This window comes from Pedobacter kyungheensis (assembly GCF_000812965.1).
Classification (GTDB): Bacteria; Bacteroidota; Bacteroidia; order Sphingobacteriales; family Sphingobacteriaceae; genus Pedobacter; species Pedobacter kyungheensis.
In genome coordinates this window covers 148,581-167,773 of record NZ_JSYN01000027.1, presented here as the reverse complement: position 1 = coordinate 167,773, position 19,193 = coordinate 148,581, and the positions used below count along the sequence as shown (strand labels likewise).

The window sequence follows — 19,193 nt, the reverse complement described above, 5'->3', positions numbered from 1 at the left end:
ATAATAAATGAATAATAGGTAAAGGCTGAGGAGAAGACGTAATAGCTCATGATGTATGATAAAACCTTTGAGCCCTTTGCGAAAAACTTTCCGTCCTTTGCGGTTAATAAAAAATGTCATGAAAATAAAAACCAAGCTTCGTCTCGGATTCGGCTTTCTCTTCATCATTGTCTTATCCTTTGGCTTAATAGCCTTATTCTTCCTGAATGAGCTTTCGGATAAATCGAAAATGATTTTGAAAGACAACTACAAATCTTTGCAATATGTAGCCTCCATGCGCAAGGTTATAGACCAAAATAACTTTCCCTTAAGCGAAGCACAGCGCCTGACATTTGTAGAAAACTTAAATAACGAAAGCCAGAATATTACCGAACAAGGTGAAAGAACAGCTTTCTTAAAGCTCCAAAGTGCCTATAAAGTGTTAAATGATCCATCTGCTACAGCGACTAACGGAAATAGTTTAAAAAACATACGAACTGCTTTACACGAGATTGAACAGGTAAACCTGGCAGCCATTTACGATAAAAATGAGCGTGCCAACGAAACTTCTTCGAGGGCTAACCTCTATATCATGATTGCGGCTACGCTGAGCTTCATCATCCTGTTTACTTTTATCGTCAACTTTCCGGGTTTTGTGGCTAATCCATTAGCTGAGTTTGGTGCTGCTATTAAACAGATTAGCCGCAAAAATTATAAACAACGCCTGCATTTCGAAAATGATGACGAATTTACCGAACTGGCCGATTCGTTTAACGGTATGGTGGTGAAATTGAATGAATGGGAAAACAGTAACCTATCTACCATTAAATCAGAAAAGCTTAGGATTGAAGCCATTATTGCGCAAATGCAGGATGCCATTATTGGCCTCAATGAAAAAGGAGAAATACTCTTTTTAAATCACCTTGCTGCAAAACTGATGGGTTTGGATGGTGATAAAATTATTGGGCAGAATGTAACTGAACTGGTTCAGAAAAACGAACTCTTGAAAAGGATTATTAAACCAGATACCAACGAGCATACTTTAAAAATTTATGCCGATGACAAAGAATCTTATTTCCAGCTCGAAAACCGCGAAATTATCATCCCCAATTATGAAGAACAAGGTGATGATACGCTAATTTCAGCCACCAAATCAGCTGGCAGCGTATATATCCTGAAAAACATTACTCAATTTAAGGAGCTCGATGAGGCGAAAACGAACTTCATTGCAACTGTTTCGCATGAGTTAAAAACACCACTATCTTCTATTAAAATGAGCTTAAAACTACTTAATGATTCTCGGGTAGGCAATATGAATGAAGAACAACAGGAGTTGCTCACCCACATTAAAGAAGATAGCGACCGGCTTCTGAAAATTACCAGCGAGTTGCTCGACCTTTCGCAGGTAGAAACTGGTAACCTGAAACTGAATTTTGCCATTACCAGTCCGGAGGCTATTGTGCAGTATGCTATTGAGGCCGTTAAATTTCAGGCTGAGCAAAAATCTATTCAACTAAGTTTAAACTGCGATCTAAACCTGCCAAATGTGTATGCCGATATTCAAAAAACAGCCTGGGTAATGGTTAATTTCTTGTCTAATGCCCTCCGCTACAGCGCAGAGAAATCGAAGGTAATTATCGATGTTTTTCAAAAAGATCAGTTTATCCAGTTTTCGGTTCAGGATTTTGGAAAAGGCATAGAAGAGAAATACCAGAAACGTTTGTTTGATCGCTATTTTCAGGTGCCAACTGATGGGCAGAACAAATCGGGCTCTGGTTTAGGCCTGGCCATTTCTAAAGATTTCATCGAAGCCGAACAGGGAAAAATATGGGTGGTAAGTGCCCTTGGCGAGGGTAGTAAGTTCTGTTTTACGCTGCCGGTGGCATAGTCTTTTTCATTTTACCACAGAGTGCACAAAGTTTGCACAGAGAAAAAGAGTAATATTTTTCCACCACAAAGAAAACACAAAAGAGGCCCACAACATTTCGTCGCTTGCGCTCGTTTTTAACGAGTGCATAAATAGCAATGCGATTCTATCGCACTTTATATAGCTCAAGAAACACTATTTTTTACCACAAAGACTCTAAGTACACAATGATACTCACAACAATATAACTTCGTGACCTCTGTGCCTTACCTCTGTTTGCTCTGTGGTTAAATTTACTACACAGGACGCTAAGTTTGCACAGAGAAAAGGAGTAATATTTTTTCGCCACAAAGACCTATTAAGAGACTCACTGCACTTAAAAACTTCGTGCACTCTGTGCTTTGCCTCTGTTTGCTCTGTGGTTAAATTTACTACACAGGACGCTAAGTTTGCACAGAGAAAAGGAGTAATATTTTTTCGCCACAAAGACCTATTAAGAGACTCACTGCACTTAAAAACTTCGTGCACTCTGTGCTTTGCCTCTGTTTCCTCTGTGGTTAAAGATTGCAGCTTGCGCTCGTTTTTAACGAGTGCTTAAATAGCAAAGCGATTTTATCGCATTTTATATATTACAAAAAACATTTTTTTACCACACTAAGCACACAAAGAGGCTCACAGCATTTAAAACTTCGTGCGCTCTGTGCCTTGCCTCTGTTTCCTCGGTGGTTAAATTTGCCAAACGCTTAACGCCATCCGCTAAACAATATAGGGTTCCATTTCCTTATCAATGCTTTTGCGTAGCTCCATCAGCTTAATGGCGTAGCCGTGCATGGCAATTTCCTTTTCGGTTTTAGGTTTAAACTCCGGTATACGTTGCGGATTTCCATTATCATCTACTGCCACAAAAACAATAATACAGTGGGTATTCTTCACAAAATCAATTTTCCCTACCGGTTTCGAATAAGCATCAACAGCGATGTGCATGCTCGTTTTACCTGTATAAATAATGCGTGCATCCATTTTAACCAAATGGCCAATGTGTACTGGGTGGAAGAAACGGATACCCCCAACATATACCGTTACACAATAGGATTGGCTCCACTGTAAGGCACAGGCAAAAGCTGCCTGATCAATCCACTTCATCATCATCCCCCCATGTACCTTGCCTCCGTAATTTACGTCTGAAGGTTCGCTTAAAAACTGAAGTTCGATGTGATTTTTGGGACGTGCCATTTTTAATAATAATTAGAAGGTTTGGTTGTTATGTCGCTAATATATTACAAAATCACTTATAAGCACAGGGAATTATGATTTTTATCATGTTTATTTAACAAAAACTTAACAACAAATCAATCCAACATACAAAAACACCATAATTCAATAAAAAATTAAGCAAAACACCTGAATCACCCAGCGAATAAAAGCATTTAACATCCAAAAAAAACAGACTAGAAATAAAAAAACACAGACAAGTAAATCTCATCTGTGTTTATCTGTAACAAAAAATAACTTTTCAGTGTCAGTTGGCAACAACTGACGCCACAACATATATAAAATCTTATCTGTGTTCATCAGTGTCATCTGTGGCAAAAAAAAATAACTTTCAGTGTCAGCTGGTAACAGCTGACACCACCGAGAAATTACTTAGCCATAATGCTAATTGCATAACCGCCACCCGGTGCACAATACTGGCTAAGTTTGCTTTTGCTGGTTACCTCTATTTTGCGGATGGTATATGCTTTCGGATTGGTTTCATAATGTGCATCCTTAGCATCAGCATAAATAGTTGCCGTATATTTTTTACCTGGATCTAAAAAGCTGAAATCTATTTTCGAAGTACGCGCCACCTCATCGTTGGTACGGCCAACAAACCAGTTGTTTTTACCTTTTGCTTTGCGCGCAAAAGTAATGTAATCGCCAGGTTCTGCTTCCAACACCTTGGTATCATCCCAATCAACGGCCACATCTTTAATAAACTGGAAAGCATCCATATACTTGTTATAAGTTTCGGGCAAATCGGCAGCCATTTGCAGCGGACTATACATGGTAACATACAAAGCCAGCTGACGTGCCAAAGTACTGTGAACAAAGGAAGTATTTGCAGGATTATAGGCACTTACCTTCGTTTCGAAAATACCCGGTGTATAATCCATTGGTCCGCCAATTAAGCGGGTAAAAGGTAAAATAGTAGTATGGTCTGCATTGTTGCCACCAAAAGCTTCGTACTCTGTACCACGTGCCGATTCGTTACCGATTAAATTCGGATAAGTGCGTGCCAAACCGGTTGGCCTGACTGCCTCGTGGGCATTCACCATAATTTTATATTCTGCGGCCTTTTGTATAGCATACAGGTAGTGATTGTTAAGCCACTGACCGTAGTGGTGCTCTCCCCTTGGGATCATATTACCCACATAACCGCTTTTTACGGCATCGTACCCATTAGCTTTCATAAATTTGTAGGCCGTATCTAAATGGCGTTCGTAATTACGTACCGAAGAGGAAGTTTCGTGGTGCATAATCATTTTGATGCCCTTGCTTGCTGCATAGCGGTGCAATTCCTGTACATCAAAATCAGGGTATGGCGTTACGAAATCGAAAACATAGTCTTTTGTTTTACCAAACCAGTCTTCCCAACCTTCATTCCAGCCTTCGACCAAAACGGCATCCAAACCATTTTTAGCTGCAAAATCAATGTATTCTTTTACATGGGCAGTATTGGCCGCATGTTTTCCGTTGGGTTTTGTTTTAGAATAATCGGTTACCCCCAATTGTACACTGGTTAAATCGTTGTATGCCCAGGTACTTTTTCCGGTAATCATTTCCCACCATACGCCAACGTATTTGGTTGGTTTAATCCACGATACATCTTTAAATTTAGTGGGTTCGTTTAAGTTGTAAGTCAGTTTAGAAGTTAAAATGTCGCCAGCCTTATCGCTCACAATAATGGTACGCCATGGCGATACGCAAGGTGCCTGCATATAACCTTTATCGCCAACCGCATCGGGTGTTAACCACGATTCTAAAACCATATTTTTATCATCGAGATTTAACGACATTAACGAATAGTTGATTAAAGCAGCCTCATGAATATTAATGTACAATCCATCTTTGCTCTTCATCATTAAAGGCGTTTGCAAGCCTGTAGGTGAAAAAGTAGTTTGCGATGCATTAGGTGTTACCGCAGCTTTCATTTTGCCACGCACTTCCGATAAATTCGACGTTACTGTGCTGTATTCCTGCGTATCGTAATCGCCAGGTAACCAAAAAGCTTTATGATCGCCGGCCAAAGCAAACTGCGTTCGCTCTTCTTTAATCACAAAGTAATCGAGGTTTTTCTGCTCCGGGAATTCATACCTGAAGCCCAGGCCATCATTAAATAAACGCAAACGCACCACAATAAAGCGGTTGCTTTCCTTTTGGGTTAAGGTAACGGCCAGTTCGTTGTAATGGTTTACAATTTCTTTTACCTCGCCCCAAACCGGTTTCCAGGTTTCGTTAAACGTACTGGTTTTGGTATCAGTTACTTCAAAGCCGTTTAATAAAGATTTACCCTCTTTAAGTTCTAAACCAAGCTTGCTGGTTTTAATCACGTCTTTTCCTTTATACTTTAAGCTATAGGTAGGTACTCCCCCATCAGCCAAAGCAAAGCTGGCTACCAGATTGCCATCCGGCGATTTCAATTCCATTCCGGGAACGTTCCCGAAAACATCCCCAAAAAATAGCATAGCGCATATTAAAGTAAGGATTTTAATGCCGTTAAAGAATTGGTTTGGTTTCTTATTCATCTTATCATTTATTTATTATTACTATATATATCACATTAGTTTTGGTTTGTGCAACGTCGAAAAGTATTTAATTAAATATAATTCATATCTCGCAATACTCAAAACAGCCATGGCTCGTGTAGCCACGAACCATACCATAACAACCTGTAAGTCAAATATTTGCGACAACTTATTCTAAAAGTAACGCATCATCCTCATCCGTTAAACTCAACTGAATGCTGTCGCTACCGGCAATACCTTCAATAGAACCACGAATGTGTGTGGCATTTAAAAGCACTTTTTCAAGTTGTTTTTCACGGGCTTTCCACAAACGCTCCATCGCATCGCGTTCGCGCTGTATCGATAGTTTCATGCTCATAAATCCTTCGCGAATGGCCTTCCACTGCTCCGAAAATTCTACTCCCGTTAAATAGTCGTACAACATGTGCATTTTATCGCCACGGTTTTCCTGCGATTTCATCGCACTTGCTAAACGCAGAATCCCATCGCGCAAAACATAAGCTACGGCATTTACTTCTTCGAAAGAGCAAATCCAAACGCCATCTCGCTGACCAAAGCTGCTCATTCCTTTAGGGTAACACTGACTCACAATCACTGCTACATCTACGCCCATGCTGCGCATGTCTTTTTTCAGTTTTTCAATCCAGTCGCCGCCAAAATCTTTGGTACGCTTACTTTCATATATAATTTTGCCACACTCCTGTCCAAACTGGTTGCGTACTACCTGTACACAATCTGCTCCTCGTACGCCTTTGCCAACCTCATCAATCAAATCGAAAGGGAAATTGCTGCGCAACAGTTCCTCCAAAATCAGCTCCTGCACCTCGCCCTGCAACTGCATACTGCCCTGCTCTGCTTTGCGCTTCATTTCTTCGGCAAGCTTTTTCTGGTCGTCAAGCTGCTTTTCAAGCTCCTTTAAACGCAGCTGATGTTCAGTTTCTTTAATACTGTTTTTTTCAGCCTCCTGCTTTCTAATCTGCTCTACCAACTCGTTGCGTTGTTCCTGCATTTTACGCTGAAAGGCCAGTTCCATTTCTTCCTCTTTCAGCTTCAGGCTCTGCTCGCGTCTTAAAAATTCAAGTTCCTTTTCGCGGGCAAGCTTTAATTTCTCTTCATTATCTTTTGCATTGCCTTCGAGCATTTGCAGCTTGGTTTCAAAATCGGCCGCGATACTTTTACGCAGGTTGCCCTCCAAATCATCTTTTAGTTTAACCTTTTCTTCAGCAAGTTTAACATCAAACGCCTTTTGCTGCTGTTGTTTTTCGTTTTCTATAGCAGCAAGCTTACGCTGGTATTCTTCGTCCTTTTGCTTGGTAAAAGTGACCATTTTCTCACGCAACTCTTTCTTATAATCTTCGGCCATCGCTTCTTCCATCGGAAAAACATGGGCACAGTTAGGGCATTTTATTTCGGTAGGCATAAATATTTTTACTCCTTAAAAAATCAGGGGAACTACAAAGATATTAAAGCTTTTCATCAATGTATAACCGAGTTTTGCACCGTTAGGGTTAAAGCACTTTTGATCTGATTTCGTGACCTGCAGCCAAAATCTTACTCACCGGACATTTTGTTGCAATATCTTCCAGTCGTAATTTCTGTTCTTCAGTAAGTACGCCTGTACAGGTAATTTCTTCCAAAAAAATAGTCTCGCCGTTTTCTGTATCTACGTTAACTTCCACCTCAATCCGTTCTACCGGCCAACCTTTCCGGTCAATATACATCCTCAAAGTAATGGCCACACATGATGCCAGCGAAGCCATCAGCAGCCCTTTGGGTGCAAACCCCTGGTGGGTACCTCCATATTCCAACGGCTCGTCGGCTATAATTTCATGCGATCCGTTGCTTACCGAACAAGCATAATGCTCGCGGTTTATTGTTGCTTTTACCATATTAATTTAGCTCTTAAAAACGCTAAACTTAACAAATATTTCCTGATTGAAGGGTACCCAGCCATATCTCTACCTTACTTACCTGCATTATTTTTTTTGAAAAGCAGGGTCTGTACAACTATTAACGGTAGCCCTGCTCCCGATGAATCGGGATGCCCGCTCTTGTCAGGTTTATTTTACCCGGGCAAACTGTGCTATTAAAAATAAGTTCCAGGCATAAAATCTGTAAATCTGCGGCTTTTACAAATAATTTTATCCTCTGGACAATTATTCCTCAATCTTTTTTAATCTTATTTTTAGTTATTTTTTTGAAACATTATTTCACGGCATTTGTTCTTTTTCGAAATGTGATGTTATGAAATACAGAAAGTTAATCAGAAAATATTTAACGCAAAGGTCCGATAACAATGTTCAGGTTGCACTCGCATTAGTTGCAGGTTTAGCGGCAGGTGCCGTAATCAGTGTTTTATTTGCTCCCGATAGCGGCGCTGGTACCCGTGGCAAAATTGCAGGCAAAGCCAAAAACCTGCGCTATGGCTTTCAGGATAAATATAACCTTTTAAAAGAAAAGGTATTTGGTGTTGAGGCTATAGAAGATGATATTGTTGAACACGAAGTGCCGCATTTTAAGCATAAAATAGAAAAAAAGCGTAAATCTGATGTGAAAGAAATATTAGATGACGCCTATAAAAACGGACAAGTACAGGAAGGTCAGGGATAATTGCGGTAAAGCAGATTAAAATCTTAGTTTTGCAGCTCCAGTCTGCAAATCATGATTTTTATCCTCTCCAAAGTTTTATTGTTTTTAATCAAGCCATTTATATGGTTTTGCGTTTTGCTGGTTGCCGCTATTTTAGCCAAAAAGGATAAAACAAGAAAGAAATTACTCATTGCATCCGCACTGGTGCTGCTGTTTTTTTCTAATCCGTTTCTGGCCGGAAAAGCGGTTAACTTGTACGAACCTGCATACCCTACGCAGAAGAAAAACTACGATATAGCTATTGTGCTTGGCGGCTTTTCGGGTTTAAACAAGCGCAACAATGAAATACAACTGAACGGACACAGCGATCGCCTGTTTCAGGCGCTATCACTTTACCGGCAAGGTAGGGTTAAAAAGATATTAATTACCAGTGGCAACGCCAGCCTGGTTAACAACGAGGTAAAAGAGGCCGATCTGGTTAAGAATTTCCTGCATCAAATCTGCATTCCCGATAGCGCAGTACTTATCGAAAACCAGAGCAGAAATACCATCGAAAATGCCAAATTCAGTTTGGCACTAATCAAAAAAACGATGCCTAATGCTAAAATTGTAGTGGTTACCACCGCATGGCATATCCCCAGGGCAAAGGTAATTTTTAAACGTTTTTTTGGCGATGGCTTAGATTACCTCCCCACCAATTATGCAGGTCAGGTAGATTACAGTTTCAACGATTTTATCATCCCCGATGCCGGCGCTTTCGGCACCTGGGATATGCTATTTAAAGAGTGGCTAGGCCTTCTGATCGACAACTTTCGCCAATTGATACTTTAAATCAATCACTTCCTTTATTTACTCATTAACCTATTGCAGACGCTTTATTGGTGGGTTCAAAAGATCTGTTAACATTAATAAATAACAATACACCTTCAAGATTTAAAACAGTATTCAAAGTTTTACTTAACAAGTATATTTTTAAATACATTATTTGTATACATTTATATCGTTACAAATACACTAAAAATTATGCTCACTAAAGAAAAACAAACCCAAAAATTTTATTGGCTCAAGTATGAGATTAGCACAATCCAGTCTATGATCTTAAATTCCCCAGGCATTGATCAATTTGTATTCTGCTATTTTTTCCCCGACACCGATAAAAAAGAAAAGCCTTTACAGCTGATTGCCTATGGTTATATGGCTGACACCAACCAATACAGTAGTTATTTCGATAAACTGGAGGTTTACAACAATAGCGCCCTTGACCTTAGTGGCCCGATCATCATGAGTAATAACATCATTTCCCTGGCCGATATCCAGTTACTCATTAACACTCCCGATACCCATGGCGATAAGCCCGATTATCTGGTATTTGTGCCGAATGTGGCGCAAGGGCATGTTTTCTATAATGTAAAAAGATTTAAAAGAATTGATACCGGAGATACAGAATTGTTGTACAACGATGGTCTCGATCCAATTGAAACCAATCCTTCGCCACCGGCAACCATAAGCTAATGCCATAATCCTTACCTCAGATGCTAAAAATATTCCAATTAGTCCTCGATTGGTCTGAAGTATGGGCATTGTTTATCCCAATTACCATTTTAATGGTTAAGCAACAACCAGCAAAACTTAAGCTGGTTGTTGCTTATGTATGGGCGGCATTGATTATTAACCTCGCTATAGATCTGGTTTGGAAATTCAGGATGCTGCTACCACCAGCATACAACTCCAACAACTTTCTTTACAACCTGCATTCAGCAGTGCGTTTTTATCTGTTCAGTGCCTTTTTTATCCATCTTCAGCAGCCTTTTTGGGTTAGGGTTAAAAAAATTATGCCAGTCTGTTTTACGCTCTTTATGATTATCAACTTTACTTTTTTCGAAAACTTTTTCGATTACTGGAAATTCAGCAGCCGGTTGCTTTCTATCGAGGCCGCGCTCCTGCTTTTTTATGTATTACAGTATTACCTGTTTAAAATAAACGATAACATAGGCACAAAGATTACGGATAACGTTTTTTGGGTTGTTACCGGCCTGGGCATTTTTGTGGCACTTAATTTCTTCATTTTCCTGCTCTACAATGAGCTTACCTTGCGTTTTCAGCGCTTTGCCATAAGTTTGTGGAGCGTGCACAACATATCGTATATTATTTTAAACCTGTTTTTAGCCAAAGGTTTTTATGAATCAGGAAAACAATAAGATTACCCTAATGTTAATGGCAGGTATGGCTGGTATGCTGATGCTTTTTATTAGCATTTTGCTCATTTTTATTTTCATGCAGCGCAAAAAACTTCAGTACAAAATGAATTTGCAAGCGCTGCAAAATGCACAAAAAAATCAGCTGATAGCTGCAGCTGTAAGAAGCGAGGAAATGGAAAAGCTACGCATTGCCGAAGAACTTCATGATGAGGTTGGGGCTATACTCGGGGCATCGAGCTTGCATTTTTATGGAATTAACCTCGATAATTGCGATGAAACCAGTAAGGAAATGTATGCCAAAAGCAAAAGCCTGCTCGATGAGGGAATCAGCAAGATCAGAGGCATATCGCATAACCTGCACTCCAATATCCTGCAGGAACTGGGCCTTAAAGAAGCAATTAGCCACTTCTGCGATAAGATTGGCCATAGCAGTTTAATTAACATTAGTTTAGATCTTCAGGACAGGCACAACACCAAAGCCAGTCCTAACGATATCAGCATTTACCGGGTTGTTCAGGAATTGCTTCACAACATTAACAAGCATGCAAAGGCCAGTCACATCCATATTACCTCGGCCAGCACAAACAACCAGCTGATCTTTACCATTACACACAACGGAAACGGGCTCACCCAAAATCAGTTCGAAGAACTCAGATATACTAAAGATGGCCTGGGTTTAAAAAACATCCAGAACAGGATGATCATGCTGAAAGCCTGCCTTAATTTTTCGGAACAGGCTGGCCATTACCAGATCGAATTAAAAATACCGGTTGAGGAAAGGAAACCAAATGACGAATAATTAATACAAATAAGTAGTATTAAAATGTAACTTGTACTGTCAGTTTATAAAAAATTAACTAATTTTAAAAGATTAAATAAAGTAACCATGCCCAAAATAAGGATAGCTATAGCAGATGATTACAGCATTTTTAGAGATGGCTTAAAAGTTGGTTTTACACGCGATAAAAACCTTGAAGTGATATTTGAAGTATCAGACGGGCATGAACTGATGCAAAAACTCGAAGAGGTAAAACCCGACGTGATTTTGATGGATCTCAAAATGCCCGGAATGGACGGTATCGAAGCCATCAAGCTGATCAGGAAAAAATACGAAAGCGATATTAAAATACTGGTTGTTACCATGTATGATGATGTTAAATTCATTATTCACCTGATGGAAAACGGTGCCAATGGCTATCTGCTCAAAAATACCGATCCAAAAGAAATCAGAAAGGCCATTTACTCCGTACATGAAAGTGGTTACTATTTTAATGATATTGTAACTAAAGCCTTGCTCAAAAAACTGACCATTAAAAGCACCTCCAAACTCTCACTTAATCAGACTATAGAATTCTCAGAACGCGAACTCGACGTATTAAAACTGATTTGCGACGAGAAAACAGCCAGTGAAATCGGTACAGCACTTTTCTTAAGTCCACGTTCTGTGGAAGGTATCAGAATGCGCATCATAGAAAAAACAGGTGTGCGCAATACAGCCGGTTTAGTCATGTTCGCCATTAAAAACGGTGTTATAGACTAATTTCCTTCCTTCCTCCCTTCCTTCCTATTACACCTCAACCCCTTGCACTTTACCCTACTAACTACGTAGAAATACTTAGTTTTCTGATTAGGTATTATCACGCTGGTATCAAAACCACCTCCTCCTGAACTTTACATTGTGCAAACGAAGCTTCAAAAACCACGCACATAAACAATTTATTTATTTACCTCAAAAAGAAAACAAAATGGCAAAGTCAGGTTTATCCAAGGCAGAACTAGCAATCCTTGATGCATTAATCGCCGATTTACAAGGCGACAATGAAATTGTTGAAGCAAATTCAGCAGCTCCCTTATTTATTACAGCAATAGCACGCACCGCTGTACAGGCTGTAAAGGTAACCGTTAAAGCAACTCCTGTAGTTACCCAGGTAGTAGAAGCTGTGGGTGCAGCAAATGCGTTGAACGAAGCTGAGATCAGCGATCTTTCTAAAGAGGCCAACAATGGCTTATCGTTAGATAAATTGATCGAACTCCGTAAAAAATTCAATTAACAATTTGTGGAGGACAGTTAAACTGTCCTCCCTTTTTTCTCCAATCTTATTTTAAAAATGATGATGTTGAAATTAACACCTACGGCAATTTACGAACTTGTAATAACCGTTATCCTGGCCTGCTGGTTTTTAGCCACCATATTATGCCAGTTCAAAGAAACCAGAGTATCCTGGTTCATCAGATATAAAATCGACCTCTTTAACCTGATTCCATTATGGACATTTTTCGCGCCCCATCCAGGCAAAAGAGACTATCATCTGCTATTCAGAGACAAGATATCAGATGACAGTTATACCGAATGGCATGAAATGGATATTACTGAAGAACGCACATTCTGGTCGTGGTTATGGAACCCCGAAAAACGGGATAAAAAAATCCTCTCAGATGTGGTACAGAGCCTTGTTTCAAGTATCCCATCTTACCGCGAAAAAACAGGCAATTTAAACTTACTCATGTTTTCTACGCCTTATATCATTGTATTGCATGCGGTTAGCCATTATAAACGACGTACAGAAAACTGCCACCGCCAGTTTATGCTGGCCGAATCGGCGGGTTATCAAAAAGAAACGACTCCATCATTAATCCTGTTATCTGTTTTTCATCAAATTTAGCCATGATTTTATTTAACAACATATCGCAAATTGTATTGATCATACTCAGTGTGGGTTTACTGATCTCTACCTTAGAATACCTCAAAAAAGTACAGATATTTTCTCCTAACGGCTTGTTATCCTGGAATGTAATGCAGCTTAAATGGACCAAAGAAAACCAAAAACCTCTTCTGAAACCCTTTTTTAAACTATTCAGTGTTCCGGGTTTGGCCATACTCTTCCTCATCAGGTGCCTGCTCATTACCGGTTTGTTATTTTTTCCTTTACAAAGTACAGTTGGATGGGTATTGATCAGTTTATTAGGCCTGAGCTTACTCCTGGCCTCACTGGTTACCCATTACGGAAGCGATGGTTCCGATCAGATGAGTATGCTGATCATCATTACCCTCATTTTATGCAATATGCCGGCACTGGCCAGTAGTAAGTTAAGGGATATCGGACTTTGGTTTATTGCATTACAGGCTTGCCTTTCATACGCAGTTGCAGGCATTGCCAAACTTGTATCGGCCGAGTGGCGTTCGGGCACTGCGATAAAAGACGTGTTTTCTACCAAAACATACGGTTCAAAAAAGGCAACGCTTTTCTTGCAGAAATATCCCGCAGCCAATCTTTTTCTATGCTGGAATGTTATCATTATGGAAACGATTTTTCCGCTATGCTTGTTTTTACCCTGGCCATTTGCGCTGATATTTCTGGTATGGGGGTTTATCTTCCACTTTTTTACAGCGGTAATTATGGGGCTAAACTCTTTCTTCTGGGCTTTTATGGCAACCTATCCGGCAATTTATTTCGTTAACCACCAAATTTCATGGCACCTGTTTTAAATACATCGAAAGATATTATCCTGTTTGATGGCGTATGCAATTTCTGTAATGGTTATATCAATTATGTTATTGCAAACGATCACCGTAATAAATTTCATTTTGCGCCATTACAGAGCAAGACTTCGGCAATGCTGAGCGAAATGCATAAAACTGATTTTGAAAAGCTCAACAGTATTGTTGTGGCTAAGGGAAATGAGGTACTGACTCAATCAAAAGCTGTGCTCTATATCCTGAAAAACCTGGATATCTGGTGGTCGCCATTAATCAATCTGGCCTATCTGATTCCAAACATTATCAGGAACTGGTTCTACATCGCCTTTGCTAATAAACGTTATAGCTTTTTCGGGCGAACAGAAAGCTGCATGATCCCAACGGCAGAAGTTAGGAGCCGGTTTTTGACCTAAAATAAGAATGGGATTTAGCCTTCAATAGCCTTCCAAAGCATATCTTTCAGTTCGAGAATATTCTTTTCTGCTACCGAAGAAATAAAAATAGCAGGTATTTTAGGCAAATCCTGTTTCATTTCTGCCATTAATTCCTCATCCAGCATATCCGATTTGGTGATGGCCAGTACGTGTGGCTTTTGCATTAATTCGGAGTTGTACGATTCCAGTTCTCTTTTTAAAATTTCGTACTCTTCTTTAATCGAGCGGCTGGTATCGGCCGGAACCATGAAAAGCAATACAGAATTACGCTCAATGTGGCGTAAAAAGCGATAACCTAAACCTTTACCCTGTGAAGCACCTTCAATAATACCCGGAATATCGGCCATTACAAATGATTTGCCACCACGGTAACTTACAATGCCCAGGTTAGGCACTATGGTAGTAAATGGATAATCGGCTATTTCGGGCTTAGCTGCAGATACTACCGAAAGTAGTGTAGATTTACCCGCATTCGGGAAGCCTACCAAGCCAACATCGGCCAAAACTTTCAGCTCAAGAATGTTCCAAACTTCCTGACCTTGCTCACCTGGTTGGGCAAAACGCGGTGTTTGTTGCGTTGGGCTTTTAAAGTGTGCGTTACCCAATCCTCCACGACCGCCGGCCGTTAAGATTTTGGTTTCGCCATCTTTTGTAATTTCAAAAAGCACCTCTCCGGTTTCCGCATCGCGGGCAATGGTTCCGAGGGGTACTTCTAATATTTCATCTTTACCTTGCTTGCCCGATTTATGCGAGCTGCCACCGGCACCACCATCTTCAGCAATAATGTGCTTGCGGTATTTAAGGTGCAATAATGTCCAGATATGGATGCTTCCTTTAACAATGATATGACCACCACGGCCACCATCACCACCATCAGGACCACCCATAGAAGTTAAAACATCACGATGTAAATGTGCCGAACCTGCCCCACCTTTACCAGAACGGCAACAGATTTTTACATAATCTACGAAATTTGAACCCTGTGACATATTATTATTGTTGAATGTTTTAATGTTTTAACGTTAACCTGCTACAACCACAGTTCCGTTAAAATTAAAGAGTTATAACGCTTTAACATTATAACTCTTCTTATGTTTTTATACTGCAGTACCGAAAAAATTGTCCGGTACTTCTTTATACTAATTTTGCTTTGCAGCTATTTATTTAACTTCGATACCGTTGCTGAACTGATCGATCACTTCGCAAAGATTGCTGTAAATGGTTTCAATTTCACCAATACCATTCACTTTGCTCAATTTACCTTGCTCCTCATAATAAGGTAATACGTGGATGGTTTTATCGAAATATTCTGAAATCCGTTTTTTTAGTTTTTCAGCATCATCATCCGGGCGGCCACTAATTTTCTGGCGCTCAGCAATACGTTTTGTTAATTCTTCCTGATCAACATCTAAAGCAATAACGCCTGCAATTTTGCTGCCTTTACGCTCTAAAAATAAATCAAGTTCTTTTGCCTGTGGAACAGTGCGTGGAAATCCGTCGAACACAAATCCTTTTGCATCAGGGTTTTTGTCTACTTCTTCTTCAAGCATGGCAATTGTAATTGCATCCGGAACCAATTCTCCATCCGCCAACAACTGACTTACTTTTTTTCCTAATTCGGTTTCACCTTTAACGTGTGCTCTAAAAAGATCGCCTGTTGAAACGTGTACCAGCTGATATTTTTCAATCAGTTTTTCAGATTGGGTGCCTTTACCCGCCCCCGGAGGGCCAAAGAGTACTAAATTAAGCATTCAGGTTGTTTAGGTTGTCTTCAAAATTAAAAAAAGCCTTATTCCTATGGCTTTACCGAAAGTAACGCACCTTTTAGTTAATAATCAGCTAAATAACTACGCCCTTTCGAGGCTGCAAATATACAATTATTAATTTACAAGCCATTTATAATTGAGAATTTATTTAAAAAAGCGCTGTTTTAATGACATTTCTCTTATCGTACAAAGATTCTTGTGCCATTTTTATATTTAGCAGAATATTCTTTTAAACAAACTGTTAATTAACCAAACTATTTTCAATATCTCTTCCAATAAATTCTTGCTTTTACACAACTTACCCTTTATTGGGATTCAAAAATTGCTTTAATACATCATCCACTCCTGGCAAACTTTTTAGGTTCGACTCAAGCCTTATTACCAAATCTTCAAAACGGGCTTCATAATTCAAAACTTTAACCGCATATTCAAATGGATAAAGCGATAACAACACTCCTTCCCGATCATACTTTAGCGTCATACCTCTCAATGGATACTCAGGTTTTTTATCATGAAATAGCTTAAATCCGTAAAGTTTAATCAGAAAGTCGCTAAAAGCATAAGCAAGCATCATAGCAGCATCTGTATTTCCTAAATTAAGCGCTTTACAATACAATTCGAAACCAAATCCATCCTCAACCACCTGATCCAGATTTAATGGATGATTTATTGGAGACTCAACCTTTCTGTCTAGTTTGTTAGCAACAGCAAAGCCTTCAATCATTTTCAGACAGCCTTCAAGCATTTCGGGCTTTATAAAATCTTCATCATATCTTTCATCAAAATACTCGGTAGAAACGATCTCTTTAAAAGGTGTTTCCTGATCAGTTTCATTTTGATTTTTTTCGCTTTTAGCAGAAAATAGTTTTTTAAAGAAATTCATAGCTACGTTAATTTATACAACTAAGATATTAATTAATCGCAGCATTCAGGCTATCAATTATGTTCAATATGCCAGTCCTCCTAATTTTTCATTACTGGCTCATTTATCATTTCTGCGATCACTTAGCTGATTGATCGAAACCCTCGCTGAAAAATTCCGCAAGGCTTATATCCAATGCCGATAGGACCTTGAGCAAAGACGAAAAATTCAGATCTTCCCCATTCTCATACCGCCAGAGCTGCGTGCGGTTAAGGTCATGCTTAAAAGCAAATTTTTCATAGTTGCGTTCCCCTTTAGCTTCCCTAAGGAAACGAATCCGTTCGCCAACCAATTTTAAAACCTGCTTTATATTCTCGCTGTTCTGATCGTTTTTGGCTCTACTCATAGGATAAAGTAAACCAAAATGATGCGCCAAAGGTACTTCTAAAAAGAAACACCACAATAGATACAGCTTATAAGAAACAAAGTTGTATCTTTATTATATTTCAAATACCAATAAAACATGGAAAAGGAGAACATACTACAGATCCCGATTGAAAAACTAGGTTTTAGTGCTAATTTCTGCAGGGCTTGTGATACCATGAATGTCAGCACGCTAAATGACATCACATCCGTTTCGCCTAAACAACTAATAGATAAAAAGGGATTTAGTTACGGCTGGCTGGGGGAGCTCAGCGCATACTTAGATAAGAAAGGACTGTTGCATTTATTGCAAAGATTCAGAAATATTTACCAGAGGCACAGCAGTATTACAAAAAATAAGGTAGAAGGCAGAAGGTAAAAAGGGTGGAAGGTTTAGCATGAAGCATAAACTTCCACCTTTTTCATTGATCCACATGCTGATCCGATAGCTATCGGATTTATTTCAGCATCTTTTTTCTTAAATAAGCTAAGTAATAGATTGATTAATTAGTATTGGGTTTATCCATTAAACCAGTGAACTAGTTATCGCCCAAAACCTGCAATATAGCACTCGCCTTAAGCAAACATTCTTCATATTCTTTTTCGGCGTCGCATTGATAGGTAATGGCGCCTCCAACCTGAAAGGACAGGTATTTTGATTCGGCATTAAATAAAATGCTGCGGATCACTACGTTAAAATCGAAATCTCCATCCGGACTAATACAGCCAAAAGAGCCTGAATAAATGCCTCGTTTGGTTTCTTCGTATTGTTCAATGAGCTGCATGGCCTTAACTTTAGGAGCACCTGTCATAGAGCCCATTGGGAAGGCATTTTTAATGGCATCAATAAAATGAATGTTCGGATCGAGCTCACAACTAATGGTCGAAATCATTTGGTGCACCTGAGGGAAACTATAAATACCAAAGAGCTCATCCACCTTAACAGTGCCTTTAACAGCCGATTTAGTAAGGTCGTGACGCACTAAATCTACAATCATTACATTTTCTGCCTGCTCTTTAATATCGTTTCTTAAATCTCTTTTAATCTGCTCGTCTGTTTCAGGATTTGAACTGCGTTTTGCTGTTCCTTTAATGGGTTGCGATATTAAGCGCTTGCCGCGTTTGCACATAAACCTTTCGGGAGTGGCCGATAAAATATACTGGTTGTACACTTTAAAGTAACCTGCAAATGGGGTAGGTGAAAGTTGATTCAGCGATTCAAAAGTTTCGACAGGATTGATCTGTGCATTTTCTGCAAAAAACTCCTGACAAAAATTAAGCTCATAAACGTCGCCACGGATGATATGATTTTTTAAGCTTTCAATTTTGCTGATGTACTGCACTTTTGAAAGTTTCTGTTGGATATTTAATGCTGCAACCTGGTGCTTAGTTTCGATTGGAAAGCTATTGATTTCATTTAAAATATCCTCATCACCAATTAATACCTCTGCTTTACCATTTTTAAATGCAATGAGATATTTCGGTACAAAAAAATACAGGTCTGGAAAGTTTAGCTGATCAGCATGATTAGAATGCAAATTCTCGGTCTCGTTTTTAAGATCGTAGCTAAAAAATCCAAAAAGCCATTGTTGATGGGCTGCCTGGAAAGCCTTTAACTGATCAAAAGCAGTACCTGATGCACAGCTTAGCTCGCTTTGTACGGCTGCTGCAATCACAAAATCGTACGCCGAGTAAGCATCTTTATACTGATTCGAATCCAGAAAGCAACACACTTCAAACTGGTTGGCCCAGTGCAGTGCTTTTTGTTTAAATTTTAATATGTTTTGTAGGGTTTCCAAGTTGCGGCAAAGG

At 39.4% G+C, this 19,193-nt stretch carries 21 protein-coding genes; 12 read left to right on the top strand and 9 right to left on the bottom strand.

The window, feature by feature from the left end; genetic code table 11:
- Positions 1–118 precede the first annotated feature (118 nt).
- Entirely contained in the window at positions 119–1,867 is a 1,749-nt protein-coding gene (locus OC25_RS20500; RefSeq protein ID WP_039479927.1) for an ATP-binding protein, read from the top strand.
- A gap of 735 nt (positions 1,868–2,602) precedes the next feature.
- On the opposite strand, the gene OC25_RS20495 is transcribed toward OC25_RS20500, so the two are convergent.
- From OC25_RS20495 to OC25_RS20480, 4 genes are all read right to left on the bottom strand, one after another.
- Entirely contained in the window at positions 2,603–3,079 is a 477-nt protein-coding gene (locus OC25_RS20495) for an acyl-CoA thioesterase (RefSeq protein ID WP_039479926.1), read from the bottom strand.
- Positions 3,080–3,486: 407 nt separating this feature from the next.
- Positions 3,487–5,631 (bottom strand): glycoside hydrolase family 97 protein, encoded by a 2,145-nt coding sequence (locus OC25_RS20490; RefSeq protein ID WP_209435616.1) that lies wholly within the window; start codon positions 5,629–5,631, stop codon positions 3,487–3,489.
- A 169-nt stretch (positions 5,632–5,800) separates the two neighbouring features.
- Positions 5,801–7,051 (bottom strand): DUF2130 domain-containing protein, encoded by a 1,251-nt coding sequence (locus tag OC25_RS20485; RefSeq protein WP_039479925.1) that lies wholly within the window; start codon positions 7,049–7,051, stop codon positions 5,801–5,803.
- An 88-nt stretch (positions 7,052–7,139) separates the two neighbouring features.
- A complete protein-coding gene (locus OC25_RS20480; RefSeq protein WP_039479924.1) occupies positions 7,140–7,520 on the bottom strand; it encodes an OsmC family protein in 381 nt (126 codons plus the stop codon).
- Between the two features lie 355 nt (positions 7,521–7,875).
- On the opposite strand from OC25_RS20480, the gene OC25_RS20475 reads away from it, so the two are divergent.
- The 10 genes from OC25_RS20475 to OC25_RS20430 all read left to right on the top strand — a co-directional run bounded on the left by OC25_RS20475 (position 7,876) and on the right by OC25_RS20430 (position 14,309).
- Positions 7,876–8,241 carry a YtxH domain-containing protein gene (locus OC25_RS20475; RefSeq protein ID WP_039479923.1) on the top strand — a complete coding sequence of 122 codons (366 nt, stop codon included), beginning with the start codon at positions 7,876–7,878 and terminating at the stop codon, positions 8,239–8,241.
- 51 nt (positions 8,242–8,292) lie between these two features.
- Positions 8,293–9,051, top strand: a complete 759-nt coding sequence (locus OC25_RS20470) for a YdcF family protein (protein ID WP_039479922.1) — start codon at positions 8,293–8,295, stop codon at positions 9,049–9,051.
- A gap of 261 nt (positions 9,052–9,312) precedes the next feature.
- A complete protein-coding gene (locus tag OC25_RS20465) occupies positions 9,313–9,732 on the top strand; it encodes a hypothetical protein (RefSeq protein ID WP_156131544.1) in 420 nt (139 codons plus the stop codon).
- Positions 9,733–9,752: 20 nt separating this feature from the next.
- Positions 9,753–10,418 (top strand): hypothetical protein, encoded by a 666-nt coding sequence (locus tag OC25_RS20460; protein WP_156131543.1) that lies wholly within the window; start codon positions 9,753–9,755, stop codon positions 10,416–10,418.
- Positions 10,399–11,217: a sensor histidine kinase gene (locus OC25_RS20455; RefSeq protein WP_039479920.1), complete on the top strand. Its 819-nt coding sequence runs from the start codon at positions 10,399–10,401 to the stop codon at positions 11,215–11,217. The genes OC25_RS20460 and OC25_RS20455 overlap by 20 nt, the downstream gene beginning before the upstream one ends.
- Positions 11,218–11,304: 87 nt before the next feature.
- Positions 11,305–11,958 carry a response regulator transcription factor gene (locus OC25_RS20450; RefSeq protein WP_039479919.1) on the top strand — a complete coding sequence of 218 codons (654 nt, stop codon included), beginning with the start codon at positions 11,305–11,307 and terminating at the stop codon, positions 11,956–11,958.
- Positions 11,959–12,163: 205 nt separating this feature from the next.
- Complete coding sequence (locus tag OC25_RS20445) at positions 12,164–12,469, top strand: hypothetical protein (protein WP_039479918.1); 306 nt, start codon at positions 12,164–12,166, stop codon at positions 12,467–12,469.
- 57 nt (positions 12,470–12,526) lie between these two features.
- The gene (locus OC25_RS20440) at positions 12,527–13,081 is read left to right on the top strand and encodes a hypothetical protein (protein WP_156131542.1); all 555 of its coding nucleotides are present in this window, start codon (positions 12,527–12,529) and stop codon (positions 13,079–13,081) included.
- A gap of 2 nt (positions 13,082–13,083) precedes the next feature.
- Complete coding sequence (locus OC25_RS27065) at positions 13,084–13,905, top strand: hypothetical protein (RefSeq protein WP_052266349.1); 822 nt, start codon at positions 13,084–13,086, stop codon at positions 13,903–13,905.
- The gene (locus OC25_RS20430) at positions 13,890–14,309 is read left to right on the top strand and encodes a thiol-disulfide oxidoreductase DCC family protein (RefSeq protein ID WP_039479916.1); all 420 of its coding nucleotides are present in this window, start codon (positions 13,890–13,892) and stop codon (positions 14,307–14,309) included. The genes OC25_RS27065 and OC25_RS20430 overlap by 16 nt, the downstream gene beginning before the upstream one ends.
- 14 nt (positions 14,310–14,323) lie before the next feature.
- Here OC25_RS20430 and obgE read toward each other — a convergent pair whose 3' ends face one another.
- The 4 genes from obgE to OC25_RS20410 all read right to left on the bottom strand — a co-directional run bounded on the left by obgE (position 14,324) and on the right by OC25_RS20410 (position 17,364).
- A complete protein-coding gene (gene obgE / locus OC25_RS20425) occupies positions 14,324–15,319 on the bottom strand; it encodes a GTPase ObgE (RefSeq protein ID WP_039479915.1) in 996 nt (331 codons plus the stop codon).
- A 171-nt stretch (positions 15,320–15,490) separates the two neighbouring features.
- Positions 15,491–16,081, bottom strand: a complete 591-nt coding sequence (locus OC25_RS20420) for an adenylate kinase (RefSeq protein ID WP_039479914.1) — start codon at positions 16,079–16,081, stop codon at positions 15,491–15,493.
- A gap of 313 nt (positions 16,082–16,394) precedes the next feature.
- Positions 16,395–16,979: a hypothetical protein gene (locus OC25_RS20415; RefSeq protein ID WP_039479913.1), complete on the bottom strand. Its 585-nt coding sequence runs from the start codon at positions 16,977–16,979 to the stop codon at positions 16,395–16,397.
- 118 nt (positions 16,980–17,097) lie between these two features.
- Positions 17,098–17,364: a helix-turn-helix domain-containing protein gene (locus OC25_RS20410; protein ID WP_039479912.1), complete on the bottom strand. Its 267-nt coding sequence runs from the start codon at positions 17,362–17,364 to the stop codon at positions 17,098–17,100.
- Between the two features lie 117 nt (positions 17,365–17,481).
- Between OC25_RS20410 and OC25_RS20405 the strand changes: the two genes are divergently transcribed.
- Positions 17,482–17,760: a hypothetical protein gene (locus tag OC25_RS20405; protein WP_039479911.1), complete on the top strand. Its 279-nt coding sequence runs from the start codon at positions 17,482–17,484 to the stop codon at positions 17,758–17,760.
- Between the two features lie 160 nt (positions 17,761–17,920).
- On the opposite strand, the gene OC25_RS20400 is transcribed toward OC25_RS20405, so the two are convergent.
- Complete coding sequence (locus OC25_RS20400) at positions 17,921–19,180, bottom strand: anthranilate synthase component I family protein (RefSeq protein ID WP_039479910.1); 1,260 nt, start codon at positions 19,178–19,180, stop codon at positions 17,921–17,923.
- Positions 19,181–19,193 lie beyond the last annotated feature (13 nt).

Coding starts and splice junctions, on each gene's coding strand:
- OC25_RS20440 (WP_156131542.1), top strand. CDS start 12,527: ATGATGATGTTGAAATTAACACCTACGGCAATTTACGAACTTGTAATA.
- OC25_RS20480 (WP_039479924.1), bottom strand. CDS start 7,520: ATGGTAAAAGCAACAATAAACCGCGAGCATTATGCTTGTTCGGTAAGC.
- OC25_RS20405 (WP_039479911.1), top strand. CDS start 17,482: ATGGAAAAGGAGAACATACTACAGATCCCGATTGAAAAACTAGGTTTT.
- OC25_RS20475 (WP_039479923.1), top strand. CDS start 7,876: ATGAAATACAGAAAGTTAATCAGAAAATATTTAACGCAAAGGTCCGAT.
- OC25_RS20460 (WP_156131543.1), top strand. CDS start 9,753: ATGCTAAAAATATTCCAATTAGTCCTCGATTGGTCTGAAGTATGGGCA.
- OC25_RS20485 (WP_039479925.1), bottom strand. CDS start 7,051: ATGCCTACCGAAATAAAATGCCCTAACTGTGCCCATGTTTTTCCGATG.
- OC25_RS20420 (WP_039479914.1), bottom strand. CDS start 16,081: ATGCTTAATTTAGTACTCTTTGGCCCTCCGGGGGCGGGTAAAGGCACC.
- OC25_RS20500 (WP_039479927.1), top strand. CDS start 119: ATGAAAATAAAAACCAAGCTTCGTCTCGGATTCGGCTTTCTCTTCATC.
- OC25_RS20445 (WP_039479918.1), top strand. CDS start 12,164: ATGGCAAAGTCAGGTTTATCCAAGGCAGAACTAGCAATCCTTGATGCA.
- OC25_RS20430 (WP_039479916.1), top strand. CDS start 13,890: ATGGCACCTGTTTTAAATACATCGAAAGATATTATCCTGTTTGATGGC.
- obgE (WP_039479915.1), bottom strand. CDS start 15,319: ATGTCACAGGGTTCAAATTTCGTAGATTATGTAAAAATCTGTTGCCGT.
- OC25_RS20465 (WP_156131544.1), top strand. CDS start 9,313: ATGATCTTAAATTCCCCAGGCATTGATCAATTTGTATTCTGCTATTTT.
- OC25_RS20495 (WP_039479926.1), bottom strand. CDS start 3,079: ATGGCACGTCCCAAAAATCACATCGAACTTCAGTTTTTAAGCGAACCT.
- OC25_RS20410 (WP_039479912.1), bottom strand. CDS start 17,364: ATGAGTAGAGCCAAAAACGATCAGAACAGCGAGAATATAAAGCAGGTT.
- OC25_RS20415 (WP_039479913.1), bottom strand. CDS start 16,979: ATGAATTTCTTTAAAAAACTATTTTCTGCTAAAAGCGAAAAAAATCAA.
- OC25_RS20455 (WP_039479920.1), top strand. CDS start 10,399: ATGAATCAGGAAAACAATAAGATTACCCTAATGTTAATGGCAGGTATG.
- OC25_RS20490 (WP_209435616.1), bottom strand. CDS start 5,631: ATGAATAAGAAACCAAACCAATTCTTTAACGGCATTAAAATCCTTACT.
- OC25_RS27065 (WP_052266349.1), top strand. CDS start 13,084: ATGATTTTATTTAACAACATATCGCAAATTGTATTGATCATACTCAGT.
- OC25_RS20450 (WP_039479919.1), top strand. CDS start 11,305: ATGCCCAAAATAAGGATAGCTATAGCAGATGATTACAGCATTTTTAGA.
- OC25_RS20470 (WP_039479922.1), top strand. CDS start 8,293: ATGATTTTTATCCTCTCCAAAGTTTTATTGTTTTTAATCAAGCCATTT.